The 22,722-nt window shown below is 41.8% G+C and carries 16 protein-coding genes; 6 read left to right on the top strand and 10 right to left on the bottom strand.

The annotated features are described in order from the left end of the window. The first annotated feature begins 115 nt into the window (after positions 1 to 115). The gene (locus tag ACQ96U_RS01585) at positions 116 to 922 is read left to right on the top strand and encodes a hypothetical protein (protein ID WP_431719472.1); all 807 of its coding nucleotides are present in this window, start codon (positions 116 to 118) and stop codon (positions 920 to 922) included. A 119-nt stretch (positions 923 to 1,041) separates the two neighbouring features. Further along, positions 1,042 to 1,794 (top strand): hypothetical protein, encoded by a 753-nt coding sequence (locus tag ACQ96U_RS01580; protein ID WP_431719471.1) that lies wholly within the window; start codon positions 1,042 to 1,044, stop codon positions 1,792 to 1,794. 346 nt (positions 1,795 to 2,140) lie between these two features. Here ACQ96U_RS01580 and ACQ96U_RS01575 read toward each other — a convergent pair whose 3' ends face one another. Further along, on the bottom strand, positions 2,141 to 2,701 hold the full coding sequence (locus tag ACQ96U_RS01575) for a hypothetical protein (RefSeq protein WP_431719470.1): 561 nt from the start codon (positions 2,699 to 2,701) through the stop codon (positions 2,141 to 2,143). A 684-nt stretch (positions 2,702 to 3,385) separates the two neighbouring features. Here ACQ96U_RS01575 and ACQ96U_RS01570 point away from each other — a divergent pair. Continuing rightward, positions 3,386 to 3,820, top strand: a complete 435-nt coding sequence (locus ACQ96U_RS01570; protein WP_431719469.1) for a SulA-like leucine-rich domain-containing protein — start codon at positions 3,386 to 3,388, stop codon at positions 3,818 to 3,820. Positions 3,821 to 3,978: 158 nt separating this feature from the next. Here ACQ96U_RS01570 and ACQ96U_RS01565 read toward each other — a convergent pair whose 3' ends face one another. The 6 genes from ACQ96U_RS01565 to ACQ96U_RS01540 form a co-directional block, all read right to left on the bottom strand. Further along, positions 3,979 to 4,215 carry a hypothetical protein gene (locus tag ACQ96U_RS01565; protein ID WP_215819395.1) on the bottom strand — a complete coding sequence of 79 codons (237 nt, stop codon included), beginning with the start codon at positions 4,213 to 4,215 and terminating at the stop codon, positions 3,979 to 3,981. 429 nt (positions 4,216 to 4,644) lie between these two features. Then, a complete protein-coding gene (locus ACQ96U_RS01560) occupies positions 4,645 to 5,307 on the bottom strand; it encodes a hypothetical protein (RefSeq protein ID WP_431719468.1) in 663 nt (220 codons plus the stop codon). A 94-nt stretch (positions 5,308 to 5,401) separates the two neighbouring features. Continuing rightward, on the bottom strand, positions 5,402 to 8,068 hold the full coding sequence (topA, locus tag ACQ96U_RS01555; protein ID WP_431719467.1) for a type I DNA topoisomerase: 2,667 nt from the start codon (positions 8,066 to 8,068) through the stop codon (positions 5,402 to 5,404). Between the two features lie 303 nt (positions 8,069 to 8,371). Continuing rightward, positions 8,372 to 9,547 (bottom strand): acetyl-CoA C-acyltransferase FadA, encoded by a 1,176-nt coding sequence (fadA, locus tag ACQ96U_RS01550; protein ID WP_431719466.1) that lies wholly within the window; start codon positions 9,545 to 9,547, stop codon positions 8,372 to 8,374. Positions 9,548 to 9,576: 29 nt separating this feature from the next. Beyond that, on the bottom strand, positions 9,577 to 11,727 hold the full coding sequence (gene fadB, locus ACQ96U_RS01545) for a fatty acid oxidation complex subunit alpha FadB (protein WP_431719465.1): 2,151 nt from the start codon (positions 11,725 to 11,727) through the stop codon (positions 9,577 to 9,579). 553 nt (positions 11,728 to 12,280) lie between these two features. Next, positions 12,281 to 12,754 carry a hypothetical protein gene (locus tag ACQ96U_RS01540; RefSeq protein WP_431719464.1) on the bottom strand — a complete coding sequence of 158 codons (474 nt, stop codon included), beginning with the start codon at positions 12,752 to 12,754 and terminating at the stop codon, positions 12,281 to 12,283. Positions 12,755 to 12,915: 161 nt separating this feature from the next. Between ACQ96U_RS01540 and ACQ96U_RS01535 the strand changes: the two genes are divergently transcribed. Further along, positions 12,916 to 13,347 (top strand): universal stress protein, encoded by a 432-nt coding sequence (locus tag ACQ96U_RS01535; RefSeq protein ID WP_431719463.1) that lies wholly within the window; start codon positions 12,916 to 12,918, stop codon positions 13,345 to 13,347. A gap of 66 nt (positions 13,348 to 13,413) precedes the next feature. Here the strand turns inward: ACQ96U_RS01535 and uup are convergent, their stop codons facing one another. Then, positions 13,414 to 15,351, bottom strand: a complete 1,938-nt coding sequence (gene uup, locus ACQ96U_RS01530) for an ATP-binding cassette ATPase Uup (RefSeq protein WP_431719462.1) — start codon at positions 15,349 to 15,351, stop codon at positions 13,414 to 13,416. 562 nt (positions 15,352 to 15,913) lie between these two features. On the opposite strand from uup, the gene ACQ96U_RS01525 reads away from it, so the two are divergent. Beyond that, a complete protein-coding gene (locus ACQ96U_RS01525) occupies positions 15,914 to 17,833 on the top strand; it encodes a transglycosylase SLT domain-containing protein (protein WP_431719461.1) in 1,920 nt (639 codons plus the stop codon). Positions 17,834 to 17,928: 95 nt separating this feature from the next. Here ACQ96U_RS01525 and ACQ96U_RS01520 read toward each other — a convergent pair whose 3' ends face one another. Both ACQ96U_RS01520 and ACQ96U_RS01515 read right to left on the bottom strand, forming a co-directional pair. Continuing rightward, the gene (locus ACQ96U_RS01520; RefSeq protein ID WP_431719460.1) at positions 17,929 to 19,395 is read right to left on the bottom strand and encodes a S8 family peptidase; all 1,467 of its coding nucleotides are present in this window, start codon (positions 19,393 to 19,395) and stop codon (positions 17,929 to 17,931) included. 641 nt (positions 19,396 to 20,036) lie between these two features. After that, positions 20,037 to 20,276: a hypothetical protein gene (locus ACQ96U_RS01515; RefSeq protein WP_431719459.1), complete on the bottom strand. Its 240-nt coding sequence runs from the start codon at positions 20,274 to 20,276 to the stop codon at positions 20,037 to 20,039. Positions 20,277 to 20,724: 448 nt separating this feature from the next. Between ACQ96U_RS01515 and ACQ96U_RS01510 the strand changes: the two genes are divergently transcribed. Continuing rightward, on the top strand, positions 20,725 to 22,698 hold the full coding sequence (locus tag ACQ96U_RS01510) for a bifunctional 2',3'-cyclic-nucleotide 2'-phosphodiesterase/3'-nucleotidase (protein WP_431719458.1): 1,974 nt from the start codon (positions 20,725 to 20,727) through the stop codon (positions 22,696 to 22,698). The last annotated feature ends 24 nt before the right edge of the window (positions 22,699 to 22,722 follow it).

Below are 22,722 nucleotides of genomic sequence, written 5' to 3'. Positions count from 1 at the left end.
GTAAGACTATACATAAGCCGTAAACTCTCGCTGACAATTCTTTCCAAAATAAACTATGCTTAAAGGAAACATTAATTTAAAAAAAGTGAAATTTAAGTCAACTGTAGGATAGGTTATGGCGTTTCAGAGACTCATGCTCTGTTGTATATTACTCATGCCCTTTTCAGTTGCTTTAGCTACATCGCCAAAGCCTGTTCTACAGTTACATATGATGAGCTTTAGTAATAATAACCACCTCTACTTCCATGAATTATTATCTTCTGCTTTACAAGCTATCAACCAGCCAGCAACCATCATAGCCTACCCTGAAACACCACAAACCCGCATTATTAAATACCTAGAAGAAGGTCGAATTAGTTTACATTGGATGCTACAAACACCTGCTCGAGATGCTCGTTATACGCCTGTTAAAGTCAATTTAACAGGCGGCTTAATCGGCATTCGTGTTTTACTCATTCCTCAAGGTAAAGCCTCTATCTATCAAAACATCAATACTCTGGATGAGTTTCGTCAGCTTCCAGTGGTCGGTGCACTAGGTAAAACCTGGTATGATGCAGAAGTATGGGAAACCAATTCACTCAACTTTATTCCGTTGGAAGGTGACTGGCGGCAAGTCTATAAGCCACTGGCCTTAGGCAACCGAGGTGTGGATTATTTTCCACGAGGTGTTAATGAAGTGCTTAATGAAGCAGCAGAACACCCTGATTTAATGATTGAACCCCGACTAGCATTAATTTATCACCGAGACTTTATTTTTTACCTTTCCCCGGCCTATGCCTCATATCAGCAAATCATTGAAAAAGCCCTAAAAAAAGCAGAGCGTTCTGGTTTACAAACAAAACTACTCAACAAACATTGGGGGCATATCACCCGTACCTTAAAGCTTAACAGTCGTGTACACTTATACCTTGAAACGCCATAGTTCAACAATTACCAATACGATAAATGACAAGATGAAATACGCCCATTATGACGTATATGTCGATGTGACGTATCTAACAGTGTGGCGTGAAACAGCAAAACCAATAGGATAGATTGATTATGACGCGTATGGCCTATTTGCTCACCATACTCTTATTCATGATAGCATTTCCCCTCTCAGCGACTACCCTTGTTGAAGCAACAGGTAAAGCCTTTGATTTAAAATCAGGCCAACTCGTTTATATTGAAAAGCATACCATTCACCTTGTAAAACCAGCAAAGACAAACACACTGAGTGTAACCATGCCCCTTAGAGATACGGTTACTTATACCACAGCTGATGGTAAAACCTTTGCGACCAAAACAGTAGACTATGAAACAACGCCACTTACCCCCACTATTGTGTTTAATAAATTGAAATTAAACCAACGCGAATCTGTACTCATTAAGTCAAATAACGTCATTATCATTCACGAGGAGAACAACCAACGGCAAGAACATCAACTACCGCTTAAACCAAACCTGGTAATTGATGCCGGTTTCGATACGTTTATTCGCAGGCATTGGTCAAAACTCCTCGCCAACCAATCCTTTCGCTTTGAATTCTTAGCCATCGATGACAATAGCACTTACACATTTCAAATTAAGAAGTCTCAGGAAGATTCAACAACGGTAAGCTTCACGATGAGCCTAGACTCATTTATTGGTGGTTTTTTCATAGACCCAATTATTATTACCTATGAAAAAAAAGAACAAAAACTTATTCGTTATCAAGGACTCACCAATATTCCTAAAGATAAAGACACTAACTTCACGGCAAAAATTATTTATACCTATATTGAAAAACCTATAGCTAACAAAAAAAACAAATAGTAACGCTCAACCCTTATTTCTCAGCTGTAATTTCATCCATCATCAGGGTAATTGCCTATAAATATTGATTATTAAACAAACAGCTGTCGTATTCCGATGTACTCTAAGGGTCAACACAAGGAGGATAACGCACGTTGATCTGTTTGCCACAAAGATATGGCAAACAACCCTTCAGATAAGGATTCACGGCATGTTCGAAGCGGGTTAAGAAATGGCTGCTAAGCTAACGTTATACGCCATTGCCCTACATCCACCAGAAAGTGACAGCATGATTATCACATCAACACTCTGATGGATGATGACTATTTTTTATTTGTTATTGTACATTTATTTTACTATACCAATACTAAATCTTGCTATCCTTTAACGCTCTCGATGGCGTACTATTACTGTCTCTGGGTAGATCCCGATATTTTTCTAATGCTTCATCGGCATTATCGATTTCACATTTACCCACTCGACGCCACAGCGCATTACCCCAGCCGAAAGTTCGACCAAACTTCTCATCGGTTAGCCATTCTTGCCAATGACCACTACCAATCGTCCTCTGACCAGTAACAATTTCCCACTGCAGTGCATCATGTCCTGCATAAGGAATATTGTAATACCACTGAAAATCACCATGCATAAAGACTTGATCGCCTTCTTGTGTTGCTCTGCCATTCCAATCGGGGTAAGTATCTGAAACCCACACATACTGCTGATGTGTACCTACATTACCTGTTGGATAAAAACAAATACCTTGTGTTGCCCACTGATCATGATTAGGACTGGTATCATTGTAAAAGGTGACTAGCCACCGATTACCACCTTTGGTCAGGTCCGGATAGTGTGGTGGAACAGCATAAACGGCTGTCGCTGTGCACACACACATCCACGTGAGTGTAAAAAGTGTTACTTTTTTCATTACAACCTCCCTGCCTCCTACTGATAAGCAAAAGAAACTTGACCAAATTACTTTACCTATGCTTCAAATGCATAAAAGCTTCACGTTAAAAATTCAGCCAATGCTTCTTGTTATTTTTACTTATCAGAATAAGTCACTTAGTGCTCCTACAATTACCTCTTGCCAATGCAATTCCACTGGTCTTTATAAGCGGTAACGTAACGTCCCTTATTTAATACACCATTTTTAACTGCATTATTATCTATATAACAAAGTATCCTGCCCTGTTTAAAATACTCTTTCTTACTAATATCACGGTTTAAATTGCAAAGCTTTATTGTATTTTGGCACACAAAAAATAGCTAAAAAAACCATTGACTTACACTCTGAGTAACTTATTTTTTAGTCAATCAAAAAAATGTGACTTAAGTAGCAAAAATAAATTTATATAATATAGGGCACCGCTAAAAATCCTGCCAAGCCGCTTTATAAGTCTTAAGCATTTCATCACTATTTTTAGCGGTGCCCTTTAATTATTTTTTGCAAGTGCTTACTCAATCACGATCATTAAGAAGAAAGTAGATGTTAATCACTTTAGTTTATTAATAAAGTAAAAAACACAATAAGAGTGAATTACTGCAAAGTTGAAATTATGCTTTGTTGGTATTATCCGTCTCGGGTTTTGGAAAAAATGGAAGGATATTCATGTCTATTCAGGTTGAAGCCCGACCTATTATGCAACGACAACATCATAAAAACAGTAAACGAGGTCGAGTCAGTGAATTTGTTTTTTCAGGGCCTGAGCAACTTCTGGCATCAATAATACCCTCCATATTAGCGGATCTTAATCATGATGGCAGTAAACGTTGGCTGACAATTGTTTGCCCTCCCGAACTTAAGTCTCTTACCGTACGCTGGTTACAGGACTCCAAACTTAATCGGCAAACAACACTGTTTCTCACAGCAACGAGTGAGGTTTCATTATTGCAATTAACCTTACAAGCTTTACAAATGGGAAAAAGTCATACTGTCGTCTGTTGGCTGGATTATGTTGATGAGCATACGGTGGAATTACTGGAGAACGCTGCCCAACGGGGTAATAGTCAAGCGATTAATATTTTACAAAAAATTCTTGTCTAACAATATAAGTGAATTAACCATTGCTAAATTGCTATATCACCAACAACGAAGAAATTTATTAGGAAAAGAAGGGACTTACAACAAAAGAGTCGCCACCAGCAACAGCTAATGGCCTAAAAACGGTAGGTATGCATCAACGTTTATTGGCAGGATGCCTGTTAATGCAAAACGTGGTCTTTTTCATCAGCTTCCAGCGTTGACTCTGACATGAGGCCTACCATCTGAATACCAGCACTCATCATTGCCTTGGCGACCTCAACGTGGTTCTCTTGCAAAATTGCTTTTGCCTCTTCAGAAAAGCTGATAGTTACCAGTGGCTGCTCTTCTTCGGCGTCCGTTCGCTGCAATGCAATATCTCCATCCGGTAACTCAATAATTTCCAAATAAGAAGGCATGATTTCTTCTCAATAACAGTTAAACACTTTGGCCATTCTACCACTACAAGAGCAAGGCACAACCCGAAAGCATAAAGTTATCAGGGAACGCCTACCAATACAAACAGTATAATTAATTTATTACCTGTTAAAGACGCTTAAAAAAACAACACTCTTTAGTGTGAAGGTCAATCCCATATCTTGACAAACGCAACCAAAAAAGATCAAAAAACAGCCAAAAAATGACCACTATTGCGTAAATCACCAACAGTGACTGCTATTTCCGGTTAGATATATTCCAGCATGCATCATCTTCAGTATAGGTGAGAGTCTTTTCAAACCATAACAATTAAAAAATGAAGCTAACATGACAAATTGCTAATTATTATGTTCTTCTTATAAAACCAACTGCATGACAGTTCAGGGATCAGGGAAGATAGCGAGGGTTATTTAATACTCTACTAACAACATTCGTGCTCGATTAATCTCTTCTAAAAAAGAAGTCAACCATGCATTGCCAAACTGAGTGACTAAATCAGTAACACTCATGTTATTACCTTGGACACCCATGTTATTAACTTGAAAGTCACTAGCCTGTAACAAAGAAGTTGTTTCTGTTTGAGTATCAATATGGGTTACGGGTATTTGATTATTAAACTTATTTTTTTTACGGGTATTACTTTCTTCATCTGTTGTATCTGCTGATGACCAGGAAGATAAAGATGGAGAGGTGATCAAGCTTGCACCAATAGCAACCTGTTTAACCGCACATAATAACTGAGCAAGCCAGGAATTAGATTGCCTGGCTAACTCAAACAAATGCTGTAAGTCCGCAGGTAAAGAAGCTTCATCAGATAGTTGTTCAGGATGAAGTAACTGAGTAGCCTCACACTGACAATGGTAATGTGCATTTAACTCACGAACCCAACCCACTACAGCTTGCCACATCAACAATACAAAGGCATCGGCTAAAGAATGCTGAACAGGCACACTTTCGCCTTGTTCAGTATCCATTGCGGAATGCTGCTGCCAATACTGCATCAGTTGCGCTGCGCGCTGATAGCGTACATCAACATAGCGTTGGCAAGCTGGTAACGGTGTTGTGTCTGTCAAACAGGACATTTCCTATACAACAATGCCTATAAAAAAATGCCTATAAAACAATTAATGTATAATTCATCATTTATCGGCTAATTACAGTGACTATTTAAACCCCTGCACTTTTCTTACTGGTTTTAGCGGCCGTTTTACGTTTAGTCTGTTCTGCAACCCACTTTCCATCACGATAGAAAGCTCGCCAACCTGTGGCTTTTCCATTCACTTCAGTCATTACATACTGCTCTTGTGTTTTACGACTGTAGCGAATGACTGAGGGATTCCCCTCGGAATCACTTTGAGGCGCTGACAGTAAAAAGTGATACTTAGCCTCCAGCGCTTGTTGATGAGGCAATAATTCTTTCACTAACGGCGCACGTGTTTCACGATTTTTCGGGAATTGGCTTGCCGCTAAAAATAAGCCGGATGCACCATCACGCAGCACATAAGTATCATCCACTTTCTCACAAGCCAGTTCAGGCATTGGGATAGGGTCCATTTTGGGTGGCGCAGGTTCACCGCTTTTAAGTAGCTTACGGGTGTTTTTACAACTGTCACTGGTACAGTCAAAGTACTTACCAAAACGCCCAGTTTTAAGCTGCATTTCAGCACCACACTTATCACACTCAAGGACAGGCCCCTCATAACCCTTCAGTTTAAACTGACCAGTTTCAATCTCGTAGCCAGAACAGTCTGGGTTATTACCACAAATATGCAACTTACGTTGTGCATCTAAAAGATAACTATCCATCGCGGTGCCGCACTTGGCGCAACGGTGTTTAGCTCGCAGTGCATTGACCTCACCTTCTTCATCATCGGCAGCAACCGCTTCTTCACCAGGCACCAGATTGATGGTTGACTTACAACGTTCTTTGGGGGGCAAAGCATAACCAGAGCAGCCTAAAAATACACCGGTACTGGCCGTACGAATTTGCATTTTTCGCCCACAAGAAGGACAGTCAATATCGGTCATGGTGGGCTCGTTGGCCCGCATGCCTTTTTCAGTATCATTGGCGAGCGAAAGCTTGCGTGAAAAGTCTGAGTAAAAACTATTCAACAACTGTTTCCAATTCAACTCACCTGTTGCAATATGGTCTAGATTCTCTTCCATATTGGCCGTAAAGCTATAATCCATTAAATCCTTGAAGTTTTCTGTCAGCCGATCCGTGACAATATCGCCCATTTTTTCGGCATAAAAACGACGCCCTTCTAATTTCACATAACCACGGTCCTGAATAGTGGAAATAATGGAAGCATACGTTGAGGGACGTCCAATACCTCTTTTCTCAAGCTCTTTTACCAAAGAAGCTTCCGTATAACGGGCAGGAGGCTTGGTATAATGCTGGCTAGGATCGAGTTCTTGCAGAGCCAATAATTGCTTAACCGTTACTTCTGGAAGAATGATATCCTCACCTTTCTTACTAACAGGCGCGAGTACTTTAGTGAAGCCCGCAAACTTTAACACTCGACCACGTGTTCTTAATTCAAAGTTACCTGCTCCGACAACAATACTGGTACTGAGGTATTCTGCAGGGGACATTTGACACGCAACAAACTGCCGCCATATTAATTCATATAAGCGCTCTGCATCCCGCTCCAAACCATCAATAGAACCAGGTTTGGCATTGACAAAAGAAGGCCGAATTGCCTCGTGCGCTTCTTGTGCCCCTTCTTTGCTGGAGTAACGATTAGCGGCTTCTGGTAAGTAGGTTTTATCAAAATGTTCTGTAATATATTCACGACAACTGTCCACTGCATCCTGACTCAAATTCGTTGAGTCTGTACGCATATAGGTGATATGACCCGCTTCATACAGTCGTTGTGCTAACGTCATGGTCTTTTTAACACTAAAACCTAAACGGGTACTGGCAGCCTGCTGTAGGGTCGAGGTAATAAAAGGTGCAGGTGGTTTGGTTTTAGTGGGTTTTTGCTCAACATTTTTGACAACATAACTGGCTTCTTGCAGTTGAGCTAAGGCTGCATCTGTCTGTGCTTTATTGACAGGTCGAAAAGCCTTATCATTTTGCTTGGTCACCTGTAAACGTAATGCATGACCATTATCGGCAGTTAAATCTGCAAAAACTTCCCAGTATTCTTCTGGTACAAAGGCGCGAATTTCTCGTTCCCGCTCAACAATTAATCGAACAGCCACTGACTGTACACGCCCCGCGGATAATCCCCGAGCAATTTTTGCCCATAACAGTGGAGAAACCATATACCCCACTACTCGGTCCAAAAATCGCCGCGCTTGTTGTGCATTGACTCGATTTGTATCAACCTGAACCGGATGTTCAAATGCTTCCTGAATGGCTTTCTTGGTAATCTCGTTAAAAACCACACGACGATAGCGTTCACTATCACCACCAATGATTTCTTGTAAATGCCAGGCAATGGCTTCTCCTTCGCGGTCCAAGTCCGTTGCCAGATAAATTTGATCAACCCCTTTAGCCAGCTTCTTTAACTCATCCACCACCTTTTCTTTGCCTGGCAACACTTCATATTGTGCTTTCCAGTCATTTTCGGGATCAACCCCCATGCGACCAACAAGTTGCTCTTTAGCCTTACGCTCCTTATGGATAGCGCGTTGTTCAGGCGTCAGTTTACGTGTTTCTGCCGCCGCTTTTGCGCGTGCCTTAGGGTCTACCGCTTTATTACTACCACTTACGGGTAAGTCACGAATATGACCCACACTGGACTTAACGATATAATTGCTACCCAGGTATTTGTTTATTGTCTTTGCTTTTGCTGGCGACTCAACAATTACTAATGATTTACCCATGCTGACCTGTCATTTCCAGAACAAACGTAAATTTATCCATAAAGATAGAAAATCTATTGAATTTTGCGACATATATAAGGACGATCTCACACACATTCAAGCGAGTAAAGAAACGAAATTCCTCCAATATGTACTAAAAGCAACAACCTGTACTCCACGCCACAATGGTCATCAAACTGAATTTACCTTCAATATACTATTAGTCACGCAGGCTCATAAAAACAATGACAACACAATAAAAAATAAAGCCTCTTGAAACAAAAAAGCCGGAGTTAACCTCCGGCTTTTGACGTATATCGGATATTAGACCCGTTCAAAGACCGTAGTGATCCCTTGGCCAAGTCCTATACACATGGTGGCTATACCCAAAGTACCGTTCTGCTGTTGCATAATGTTCAACAATGTACCAGAGATTCGGGTGCCAGAACAACCAAATGGATGGCCAAGCGCAATTGCTCCTCCATTGAGATTGACTTTTTCATCCATTTTGTCAAGTAATTTTAAATCTTTTAATACAGGTAATGCTTGTGCAGCAAACGCTTCATTGAGTTCAAAATAATCAATGTCATCAATGGTCAAACCCGCGCGCTTCAACGCTTTCTTGGTTGCAGGTACAGGTCCATACCCCATAATAGAAGGGTCTACACCTGCTGTCGCCATCGCTCGCACTTTTGCAATAGGCGTTAAACCTAAATCCTTAGCACGCTGGGCTGACATTACTAACATGGCAGATGCACCATCAGTTATTTGTGATGACGTGCCTGCTGTAATTGTACCCGATTTGGGATCAAACGCGGGTCGAAGTTGACTCAGCGTTTCATAAGTGGTTTCTGGACGAATCGTTTCATCTTCAGCAAATATGGTTAAATTGTCGTTTTGATCCAAGCCTTCCATCGGCGCAATTTCGTTGGCAAAACGTCCTTCAACTGTCGCCTTATGTGCCCGCTGGTGAGATCGAGCACCAAATTCATCCTGCTGTTTACGACCAATGCCGTGCATTTTACTGAGAAATTCTGCGGTAATTCCCATCATCCCTGCCGCTTTAGCCGCATAAAGGCTTAGCTCTGGGTTTGGATCAACACCATGCATCATGTTGATATGGCCCATATGCTCAACCCCACCGACCACAAACACATCACCATTGTTGGTCATGATCGCTTGTGTTGCAGTATGCAAAGCAGACATTGATGAACCACACAGGCGACTGACAGTCTGACCACAGGAAGTATGTGGAATGGGTGTCATCAGCATGGCCATACGGGCAATATTCCAGCCTTGCTCTAGGGTCTGGTTAACACACCCCCAAATCACATCCTCCACTTCAGCGGGGTTTACATCCGCATTACGTGCTAACAGCGCAGTAATCAGCTTGCCTGAAAGACTATCCGCCCGCACATGGCGATACATTCCACCTTTGGCACGGCCCATAGGGGTCCGTACAAAATCAACAATGACAGCATCTCTTGGTTGTAAGCTCATGGTTCTTGTACCCTCTTCCAGTCACTGAATTAGTTATCAAAAAAAACCTGGCCGTTCTTTGCCATTTCCCGAAGTTTTGCTGTGGGCTGGTAAAGTGGCCCCAACTCAGCGTACTGGTCTGCTAGTGCACAGAACTCAGCAATGCCCATGTCTTGAATATAACGTAAGGCACCGCCACGGAAGGGAGGGAAGCCTATGCCATAAATCAAGCCCATATCAGCCTCATGCGCACTGGCAACGATGTTGTCTTCAAGACAACGCACGGTTTCAAGACACAGTGGAATCATCATTCGTGCAATAATTTCTTCTTCAGTGAACTCTCGTGCGGGTTGCGTTACCTCTTTAAGTAATGCGGAAACATCAGCATCCACTTTTTTCTTCGGCTTACCTCGCTTATCAGGCTCATAACGATAAAAGCCTAACCCGTTTTTCTGTCCATAACGTTTTTCAGCAAACAGAACATCTAACGCACTCTTGAAGTCGCGTTTCATTCGATCAGGGAAACCATCAGCCATCACTTTTTCAGCATGTGCCGCAGTATCAATCCCGACAACGTCCAGCAGATATGCAGGACCCATAGGCCAGCCAAAGCGCTCCATCACCTTATCGATTTGTACCATGTCAGCGCCATCACGCAGTAACAACGCAAAACCGCCAAAGTAAGGAAACAGTATGCGGTTAACCAAAAAGCCTGGGCAGTCATTGACTACAATAGGCGTCTTACCTAACGACTTAGCATAAGCAACCACAGTGGCAACGGTTTCTTCGCTGGTTTTTTCACCACGAATAACCTCAACCAATGGCATCATATGCACAGGGTTAAAAAAGTGCATACCACAGAATTGCTCAGGACGCTTAAGTGGTTTGGCTAACTCTGTAATAGAAATCGTTGAAGTATTGGAAGTTAACACGGCTTCTTCAGCAAGCTGAGCTTCAACTTCAGGCAATGCTTTATGTTTTATTTGCAGGTTTTCAACAACCGCTTCCACCACCAAATCAACATTTTTTAACTCACCGAAAGACAACACAGGAACAATACGGTTTAACACCTCAGCCATGCCTGCGGCTGACATGCGACCTTTATCCACCCGTTTTACCAACAGCTTGGCTGCTTCTTGCAAGCCCAAATCCAGACCCTGCTGATTAATGTCTTTCATGACAATAGGCGTGCCTTTGTAGGCAGATTGATAGGCAATACCACCACCCATAATCCCCGCCCCTAAAACGCCAGCCTTAGAGACCTTAGCGGCCTTTTCCTGATAGTCCTTGGCTTGTTTCTTTAACGCCTGATCATGCAAAAACAGATTGATTAAGTTTTTGGCTACATTGGTTTTAGCCATTTTTACGAAGCCTTTCGCCTCGATTTTCAATGCATCATCCCGACCTTTAGTTGATGCTTTTTGCATGGTTTTAATGGCTTCAACTGGCGCCGGATAATTAGGTCCAGCCTGGGAGGCGACATAGGCTTTTGAGGTTTCAAATGCCATCATCGACTCAATATTATTCAGCTTTAATTTATCGTATTTTGGCTGACGTTTTGCCTGATAATCCAGTTCACCACTCGCACAGCGCTTCGCCAAATTGACTGCGGTGTCATGTAACTTATCCAAGGGTACGACCACATCGGCCACACCAATCTTGCGCGCTGATTCAGCATCATGCTCTTTGCCTGCACAAATCCACTCAATGGCATTATCAGCACCTACCAGACGCGGTAAGCGAACGGTACCACCGAATCCTGGGTAAATACCGAGTTTAACTTCAGGTAATCCGACACGTGCAGAGGATGCCATGACACGATAGTCACCCGCTAAGCACATTTCCATACCACCACCCAGAGCGATGCCGTTAATCGCAATCACCGTAGGAAATGGCAGATCCTCAAATGCATTGAAAATAGCATTCGCATCCAGGGTTAATGCCATCAACTCTTCTTCAGGCAGGGAGAAGTTTCCTAAAAACTCACCAATGTCTGCCCCGACAATAAACACATCCTTGCCGCTCGTAACCACCAGACCTTTTACTGCACTATTTGCCTTAAGCTCCGTAACAGATTCCTGTAGTTCCAGTAGTGTTTGTTGATTAAATTTATTAACCGATTCGCCTTGCAGATTAAATTGCAGCTCGGCAATACCCTCTTCCAGGAGCTTAACCGTTATGGCCTGACCTTCATAAATCATCTAGTGATCTCCACGCTGAGTTAGCTTGTGTTCCGATCAAAAACTGTGTGGCCTAGTGACATTCACTGAGGTAATCGCTAGCCAAAGGCAGGTGCAATGAGAAAGCATGTTTGTCATAAGGTACACAGTCTGCCGGTGCCACCGGCTTATAGTTCTACAAATTTATAGTTCTACAAATTGAGTAAGCTATAATAATTCATACGTTTGTTTAATTATAGATAGCAACCTTCGTTAAAAACAGACAGTTTGTCAATAACCCTTAAATCAAAAGTCGTTCGACCATTAAGTCACGCTAATAACTTTCTGGAACATCTTTGTTACTGAACGAAGAAAAGTATTGTTAACACACCGTTAAAATACTTGTTGTTTTATAGTGTGAAATAACTACTCCCTAACCCTAGCGTCCTTGCAGTTGCAATATGATGATCAATGAGAAAAAGGTTTAAGCAGACTAATCACCTTACTGGTAAAACAATCCAACCATCATGACATTTTAGTGACAACTGTTGTACAAACTAGTATCCCAAATAAGTAAAGGAGCATTTTCACTGGCTTAACGGGAAGGCTCTAACCACTCTTTGATTTGGTGTAAAAATGTCACAATGTTGTTGAGCGCGTCCTCCGTTCCTTTTTCCAACCATAAAACAGAGACATAAGCTGACGTAATTGAAACTTGCACAACATCATCAGGCAGTGACTCAACCATTTTCTGTAACGTTGCCCAGTGAGGCTGTAAGCGGTTATCACCACTTTCCTCTGGCCAGCCAACCCAAGGCTGAGGCGTATCTGGTTCATGCTGAATAATTATTTCAACGTTGCCCTTTGGACGTGTTATACGACAAGTATAACCAATGCAGGTAATTGGTTTTCCCTTTCTATCTTTATAAAGCGTTTGACGTACTTCTACTCCTTTTGCTATGGCTAATTGGCGAAGCACCATCCGTTTTCGATCAGCGGGAGAAGGTAATATCCACATTAGCGACCCTACAATCGCTAATACACCCAGCAAGATAATGAGATACGTCATAAATTTTTCCTACAATCCCGTTACGATAGACTTAATGGCACTTCAACTTAGTTAGCCGTATGTTATAGACAACACGTTATGGGTAATGTGTTTTCCAGGGCGCAAGGACACATAAAAAAACCCTGTTAATAAATCACATAAAATATCAAGGAGTCACTTTGATGAGTCGTTACAAACATATTCTTGTGGCAGTGGATTTAACAGAAGAAGCCGATATTGTATTACAACGAGCCCAGGAGATTGCCAAAGACCATAATGCTGATATTACCTTGGTTCATGTGGTTGAACCATTAAGTGTTGCTTATGGCAGTGATATTCCACTGGACTTAACCACTTTACAAGAGGAAATCGCACAACAGGCACGGCAACGCATCAGCGAATTAGCTAAACGCCTTAATAATGAAGGTCATCAACATGTTGTTTATGGTCGTCCTGAGAAAGAAATACACCGTATTGCAGAAGAACGAAATATTGATCTGATTGTTGTCGGTAGCCATGGACGACATGGCTTGGCACTGATACTGGGTTCAACCTCTACGGGTATTCTTCATGGTGCGCAATGTGATGTACTGGCTGTTCGGGTCGGTAAATAAATCATTTATTTTAAGGGATCATGAGCGATCCCCATTGTTAGGGATATCGCTCATTTTAGTGTGTAATTAATCCGATTGCATCGCTTCTAACTCAGTCCAACGCTCAAGTTTATCTTCAATTTGTTGTTGTAACTGTGTCAGCTGGTGCAATGTGGATTGCACCAGTGCTTGCTCCTGCTGGTAAAAATCTGGCGCATTAACTTGCTGCTCAAGGATATTTTGCTGTTGCTCCAGATCTTCAATTTCCTCAGGTAGTTGCTCTAATTCACGCTGTAATTTATAGCTAAGTTTTTTTCGTGAACGCTTTGCCTCACTTTCAGCTTTATCTTGCTTAAGGTTTTCCCCTGATTTTACTGGCGTTTGATTTGTACTCTGCTGGGTTTCTTCTGGCTGAGCTGCTGCCACAAGGTCTTTAAATGCACCGCCTTGTCGAATCCAGTCCTGATAACCACCAACGTACTCATTGACCTGTCCATTCCCTTCAAATACAAAGGTTGATGTCACTACATTATCTAAAAAGGTTCTGTCGTGGCTGACTAAGAGTAACGTACCATTAAAGTCCAGTAGTGCTTCTTCCAAAAGCTCAAGTGTTTCAACATCCAAGTCATTGGTTGGCTCGTCCATAACCAGCATATTGGCTGGCTTACTAAACATACGAGCTAATAGTAATCGATTACGCTCCCCTCCCGACAATGCTTTGACCGGGGTACGAATTCGCTCAGGCGTAAACAGAAAATCCTGTAAATAACTCATGATATGCCGTGATTTACCACCAATTTCGATGCTATCGCGACCATCAGCGACGTTGTCTAATACCGTTTTTTCTTCATCCAGCTGCAACCGTAACTGATCAAAATAAGCCACCTCCAGTTTGGTACCATGTTTGATCGTGCCTGACAGAGGCTTTTCCTGCCCTAGCAGTAAACGTAACAGCGTACTTTTACCGACGCCATTGGGTCCAATTAAACCGATTCGGTCACCTCGTAGCAGCCGGCATGAGAAATCATTAATCAGTGTGGTTCCGTCATAGCCATGACAAATATGCTCAGCCTCAACGACCAGTTTGCCCGACTGCTCTGCTTTATCTAATTGCAGTTTTGCCTTACCTTGGACCTCTCGACGCTGTGCGCGTTCTTTACGAAGTGCCTGTAACGCTCGCACGCGACCTTCATTTCGAGTACGCCGCGCTTTAATCCCCTGTCTAATCCAGGCTTCTTCCTGCGCGAGCTTTTTATCAAACTCTGCATTATGACTTGCTTCCACTTCAAGCTGATGCGCTTTATGCTCTAAAAAGCTAGTGTAATCACCACTCCAGCTGGTGATTAATCCTCTATCCAGTTCAATGATTCGGGTTGCCACCTTCTGTAAAAAAGAGCGGTCATGGGTAATGAATAATACGGCACCTTTAAACTCAGCCAACTGCTGCTCTAACCATTCAATGGCAGCGATATCCAAATGGTTGGTAGGCTCATCTAACAGTAACAGCTCAGGCTCACTGACCAGGGCCTGGGCCAGAATAACACGTCTACGCCACCCCCCTGATAACTCAGCCATGGTTTTATCTTCAGGCAAGTTCAGTCGCTTAATCATGGTTTCAATTCGCTGATTTAAGCGCCAACCATCTTTTTGCTCTAAGGCAGACTGGACATGGGCTAATGTTTGCAGGCTGGCTTCATTGTTTGCCTGATGAGTCAGCTGATGATAATGAGTTAAGAGTTCACCCACTTCAGCCAAACCTTCAGCCACCACTTGATAAACGGTTTTATCATCAGCTTGGGGTAACTCTTGAGGAAGCGCACTAATACGTAATTCAGGCTGACGCCATATAGAGCCACCGTCAATATCCAATAGCCCCTCAACTACTTTCAACAGACTGGATTTGCCCACCCCATTTCGCCCAATAAAACAAATGCGCTCACCACTATCAACTTGAAAACTGACCTGATCTAATAACGGCATTGCACCAAACGCGAGAGAAACATCATCAAAGCGCATAATTGGCATAAAGGATTACAACCTCTTTCTTCACAGCAACTTAGCAGAACACATAATAAAATCGGCCAACAAATGAGATGCAAATCACAGTAAAAACATCTTATTTATCAACCTACTGCACATTAGGTTCATGTCCTGCAACAATTCAACAAAATAATGATAGTTAACCAGCAATAGCTCAAAAACGTTGTATAAAACGTTAAAGTGCCTACTCAATTAATTGACCAAAGCAATATCGATGACTTCATTATGACATGTATGCACATTCAATCTGTAGTATAGAAGTGGTTATGCTGGACCTTAGCGCCCTAACAAAAACAAATGTGCAAAGTCACAGAGTGATTTATCAACATACCACATAATTGACTGAGACAAATGTTATCAACGGAACTCCAAGACGACTATTATTATCTGTACATAGATACTATTTTTGACATAGTCCTTTTAAACAAAATCTAACCAAGACAGCAAATCCATGATGCCTATTAATTTTTTACTCAAGCCCATCCCCTTCACTCAGGTGTTGCGCGTCGGGTTCTTGCTGCCCCTCTCCGCCTGCATGACACTGGCAATGACTACCAACACCGCTTCTGCCAGCGCTAATACCTCCTATAGCAAAGAACGTAATTACTATAAACAGGCAATAAAAGCCTATCGTGCTAATAATAACAAGCAATTTAGCACCTTAAAAAGTAAGCTGAATCACTATCCCCTTTACCCTTACCTTGAGTACTATCAGTTAAATCGTGGCCTATCTTCAAAGAGTGATAGTACTATTGCCAAGTTTGTGAATACCTATCAGGATTTTCCACTCACCTCAAAAATAGAGCATAAATGGTTACAATCCTTAGCGAGTAAAAAACAGTGGCAAACACTGCTTAAACACTTTCCAAAGGATAATAAGTCAAAAGACCTGCAGTGCAGCTTTCATTATGCACAATTGCAAACAGGTAATAACCAAGCTGCCTATGCTGGTGCTCAACAACTATGGTTAACAGGCAAATCTCTTCCTAATAGTTGTGACCCATTACTTGACCACTGGCGAGCGGCAAATAAACTCACGCCCGATTTAGTCTGGCAGCGAATGGTCTTAGCCTATGCAGAAAACCAAGGTACATTAGGTCGCTACCTTATTCGCTACCTTCCAAAATCGCAACGTGCACTGGGCAACCTTTATTTCAATACCTATCACCAGCCCAAACGATTGAAGAAAACAGCAAGTTATGCGGCAAAAAGTACTCGTATGGGTGACATTATTAGTACAGGTCTTGTGCGCCTAGCCAACACTAAACCGAGTACCTCTCTCTCACTCTGGAACACCTACCAAAAACAGCACCGGTTTACAAAGAAACAGCAAGCTTATGTGGAAACCAAACTGGCTTCCCACATCATGCGCAAATACTCAAAAAAACACCGAGAATGGGTTGATCGCGTCCTGGCAGAACACCAGGAAACGGATTTAATTACCTGGCGATTACGTCAAGCCTTACGTCAATTAGACTGGGCCAGCATTACCAAATGGACACAGGCTTTTCCAAAAGAGGAACGGCAAACCGGTCGCTGGCAATACTGGTATGCTCGGGCAATTGAAGCCAACAATCCATCTCAAGCCATGCGCGATAAAGCACATGCCATTTACCGAAAACTGGCAGATAGTGAGCGGGATTTTTATGGTTTCCTCGCGGCAGATCGTATGAATCGAAGTTATGCCTTACAACATAAACCCTATCCTGTTTCAACGACAACAATGAGCCACGTTAAACAATTACCTGCTATTCAACGCGCTCAAGAATTTTTCCAAATGGAAGATCTATGGCCTGCACGACGTGAGTGGTATCACATGGCCAGCCAAATGAATCGTGAAGAATTACTTGCCGCGGCTGAAATTGCAATGAGCTGGAACTGGTATTTTCCTTCCATTATCAGTACAGCACGTGCAGAGTATTGGGATGACTTGAATCTTCGCTTTCCTGTAGCGTATAAAAAGCCCATCTTGAAAAATAGTCGTGCCCAAGATCTTGATAGTAGCTGGGTGTTTGCCATTACTCGGCAAGAAAGTGCTTTTATGTATAAAGCTCGATCTCATGCAGGGGCGATGGGTCTTATGCAACTTATGCCTGCAACTGCCCGTTATGTTGCACGCAAAAACAGCATTCCCTATCAAAGTACCAAGCAACTCTTAAAACCAGAAACAAACATTAAATTAGGTAGTGCTTATCTTGCAGAGCTTTATAAGCAATTTAATGGTAATCGTATTCTCGCCACTGCCGCTTATAACGCAGGACCTCATCGAGTTAATCAGTGGCTGAAGCGCCATCGCAAATTACCTCATGATGTATGGGTAGAGGTGATTCCCTTTAATGAAACGCGCAAATATGTACAAAACGTACTTGCTTATCAGGTTATTTATCGGGATAAACTGGGTTATAAACCCATGTTCTTAACCAAAAATGAAACTAATTACAGCTACGAACCGGTTAAAAAACCCTAATACAAATTCTAATTTACGCATTAATTGAGGAAATAAAAAAAGGTCAAGCAATGCTTGACCTTTTTTTATCTTTTAAACTTAAAGCCTTCTATTATTTACCAGTAGTAAAGCTTAGCTTTCTTAACGGCTTTATAAGCATCTACAACACCAGCGCCACACTCATCACAATCAGTTTTTCTCGCAGTGCTTCTTAAAATGGAGCGAACAGTACTGGGCTTAATTGTTGGATTAACAGCATACATTAATGCGACTAATCCAGCGACATGAGGGGTCGCCATACTGGTTCCTTGGTAGTAGTCATAATTATCACTTCCAGGATAAGATTGCCCTGCATTTAATGTTGATAAAATGCCACCTTCAGGGCGTTTTTGCCACGTGTAGTCACCGGACATGCTATCAAACTTCTTCACTCTGGTTTCACCACCCGGTGCGGCAATATCAACATAATCACCATAATTTGAGTAGTATGAACGTTCCCCACTCATATTATTAGCCGCAACCGTAATTACACCTGAGCAGTTAGCCGGCGATGCATTACGACTATTGATGCGTACGCCTTCATTGCCCGCAGCAACCACGACTGTTGTGCCTTTTTCAGTGATATCTTCAATGGCTTCCTGATAAACACGACCACATGGTGATTCTCCCCCTAAACTTAAATTCACCACTTGTGCAGGGTATTTATTGGCAGGAACACCATCAACATGCAAGCCAGCAGCCCAACGCATACCTTCCACAATATCACTGGTATAACCACCACAGCGACCTAAAACTCTCACCGGTAAAATCTTACTCTTCCAAGCCACACCAGCAACCCCAATACCATTATTACTTACAGCAGCTATCGTACCGGCGACATGGGTGCCATGCCATGAGCTTGTTTCGTCTCTTGACGGCATAGGTTGACCATTTGAGTAACCACAATCGCCTTGTCGAGTAAAGTCACCAGAATCGAGCGGGTTATCGTCTCGCCCATCGCCATCATTAGCGACAAATTCGTCTGAAATAAAATCATATCCTGGGACAATATTATCCATTAAGTCTTCATGATATCGAATGCCTGTATCCACCACAGCGACTACCACATCTTCACTGCCTTGAGTAATCGACCAGGCATTAGGTAAATTCATACCACCCGTGACTTCATCATTACTATGATAACTCCACTGTTCTGAATACCGAGGATCATTCGGATGCGTTTGCTGAATCGTCATCATATAATCAGGCTCAGCATATTCTATACGGCTATCGTTGCCTAATGAGGCAGCAATCGCTTCGACTTTTGCTACATCCATCTGCTCATCAAGTGTATAAATGACTTTATTCTTATCTATTTTTTTGAGCTGGTTAAGCTTTTCTCCAGCAGCGGTTGCCAACATGCGAGGTTGCGCATTAACAGCAGGAGCAGACATTGGACCTGTATGTTTTTTTGAGGTGGATTGCTTATATTTAATAATTATGCGATTTGTCTTTGGTGCTATCCCTAATACTTCTTCAGCTAATACGCCCCCCGACAAACAGCCTATAGAAATAGACACAAAAGCACATAATGTTTTCGTCATTGATAGCCCCTAATCACTCAGATAATAGTCAATCTATTTGTTTGATAGCTTCCTGCTACCTTTATATTTTTAAGACACTCCCTGCCTAATATTTTGCAGATTTAATTATTAATTTATGGAATTTCTTACGCCCTTGAGGCAGTTATAGTTTAGTTAAAGTAAACTTTTCCATGTTTACAGCTCCAATATATTACAATGAGATTCATAAATGCAATATTTTTTCAAATAAAAAAATGACTCTCCAGATTATCAAATAATTTGCCTATTAATAGTGCTCCAATAGCACCGACGCACCAAAAATTATCACATTAAACGACTGAAAAGTCTGAAAGAAAAAACGAATTGGTTAACTGATTAATACTATAAAAATATACTGTCGAATGATGATTAGGACATTATATTTTGGTAAGGAAAGCTAAACGTAAACGAAAAAAGTGGTTATTTATCAGGAAGGTAATAGAACAGACTACAAATAACTATTAACGGCTGTCTCTCACAACAGTTGTCTAATCTACCCTCTCTCGAGAGATAGTGTAAGCTATGTTGGACAAAATGGCCCAATAATTACTTACTTTGTATAGACAACTGTATTGTTTTATTAACAAGAACTCACCACAAATAAAGCCCACACAATAATCAGATTAATGATCTTCATTTGCGCGTTTAACAACAAATCGTTCACCCCGTGGCGTTACCACAAGCCAACTGTGTCGATGAATCAGTGGCATGGTAAACCCATGAGAACCTGACAATCGATCGACTAAAGTAGCACCTGCAGGGCTGTTGATCGCTAAATGATCAATAAATTGAGTCCATCCCTGAAAAACACCTTGATCACTGGTAATCATGGAATCCTTTGTGGTCAATGTTACTGTCTTCATCAATTAACCTCTTACCCGAATAATCATCTATCATGCTTACGTCAGCTCGCCCTTCAAGGACCATTACTCCATCTCAGACAATATGTTTATAAGGATATGGTACCTCTCAAGGTATACCCCCAATGTAGGGTAATTACGCGAATGACTCAGAAGTTAAAGTATAGATGGTCACTGTAAACCTACCTTGTCTAGCATCAAGAATGTATATCCCAACACCATATTAATTCTTCATTAAAATGAATTGATTAAAAACAGTGAATATAAGGTCGAATACGCCTTGCTTTTTTTTCAAGGCCTATGGTTTGATAAGGCTTCAAGACTACACATGACAAAACAATTCAAGGTGGTGTGAAAACAACCTCAGACTCAGTTGAGGAGCGTTCTCACGTAATGCCCTCATGGCATGTCACACACCCTTTGGATACAACCTTACTTAAGTGAGCAATAAATGAGTATTCATATAAAAGCGGTTATGTCCATTGTTGCACTTACTATTAGCTCAAGTAGTTTCAGTAGTACCCCAGAAGCAACCATTAAGCTTCGTATAATCGAAACAACGGATATTCATGCCAACTTAATGGACTTTGATTATTATAAAGGCAAACCCAGTCCAAAAATTGGCTTAACGCGAGCAGCAACATTGATCAAACAAGCTCGTAAAGAAGCAAACAACAGTGTATTAGTCGATAATGGAGATCTTTTACAGGGCAGTCCTTTAGGCGACTATATTGCCTCACGCGGCATCCAAAAAGGACAGCTTCACCCCGCTTATAAAGCCATGAACCAACTGCAGTATGATGTGGGTAATATTGGTAATCATGAATTTAACTACGGCCTGCCATTTCTTAAAGAGAGCATTAATGACGCTAAATTTCCCTATGTCTGTGCTAATGTTTTTCATGACAATGGTAAAGGTAAACCTGGTAAGCCTTATTTTCAGCAATACATAATTAAGCCAACACCTGTTACAGATAAAGACGGACAACAACATACCCTCAATATCGGTTACATTGGTTTTGTCCCTCCACAAATCATGCAATGGGATAAGCGTAACCTGACAGGCAAAGTTGTTACCACAGATATCAAAAAAACCGCTGAGCAACTCGTCCCAAAAATGAAGCAGGCAGGGGCAGATATCATTATTGCAATACCCCATTCCGGATTAAGTGCAGCCCCCTATAAAACGATGGCTGAAAATTCCGTGTACTATTTAAGCCAAGTAACAGGCATTGATGCTATTCTCTTTGGCCATGCCCATGCGGTTTTTCCTTCAAAACAATTTAGTAGCATCCCAGGCGCAGATATTAAACAAGGCACCATCAACGGTATTCCCGCCGTGATGCCAGGGCGTTGGGCAGATCATATTGGTATCGTTGATCTCACTTTAACGCAAAAGGATAAAAAGTGGCATATTACCCACAAACAAGGCTCAGTCAGGGGTATATTTAATGAAGACAAAACTAAACAAGTTAAACCTGACCCAGCCTTAACCCAGTTGCTTGCAGAAGATCATCAAGCCACGTTGAAGTTTGTGAATCAACCTATTGGGCAATCCAGTGATGATATCTATAGTTACCTTGCCCTTTTCCAGGATGATCCATCTATACAAATCGTAAATGATGCCCAAAAAGCCTACGTCGAACGTTTTATTCAGGGAGATCCAGACTTAGCTGAAATTCCTGTATTATCTGCGGCAGCACCCTTTAAAGTAGGTGGTCGTAAAAATGATCCCAGCAACTTTACAGAAGTTGCTAAAGGCACCTTAACCTATCGCAATGCTGCAGATCTGTATTTATATCCTAATACCCTTGTTGCGCTTAAAGTAACAGGAAAGCACATTAAAGCCTGGCTTGAATGTGCCGCTGGACAGTTCAATCAAATTAATCCAAACCAAAAGAACGCGCAACACCTGATTAACTGGGATAATTTTAGAACCTATAATTTTGATGTCATTGATGGCGTAAAATATCAAATCGATGTAACACAACCCACTAAATATGACGCAAGCTGTCAGCTTAAAAATGCAAAAGCCCAACGTATTCATAACCTGACCTATCAAGGAAAAGCAATCACTGATGATCAGCCCTTCCTCCTGGCCACCAACAACTACCGCGCTTATAGTGGTGCATTTCCTGGTACCGGAGAAAAATTCATTGCTTTTGCTGCGCCAGACGAAAACCGCCAGGTGCTTGCTAACTATATTCAGCAGCAAACCAAGCTAAAGGGTAAAGTAACCCCTACCTCTGACAACAACTGGTCTTTTAAACCTATTAACAGCAAAACTCCATTAAAGATCCTGGTTGAAACTTCAGCAGATCCTAAAGCAGCGACATTTATCAAGCAACATAGTCAATATCCTATGAAACCGGTAGGGAAAGATGATATTGGCTTTGCGGTGTATGAAATGACACTAACGCAATAACCTATTACAAAGTATTAAAACAGT

Source organism: Zooshikella sp. RANM57, assembly GCF_050749885.1.
Lineage (GTDB): Bacteria > Pseudomonadota > Gammaproteobacteria > Pseudomonadales > Zooshikellaceae > Zooshikella.
The sequence above is the reverse complement of the archived record's forward strand: the minus strand, read 5'-3'. Positions and strand labels throughout refer to the sequence as shown.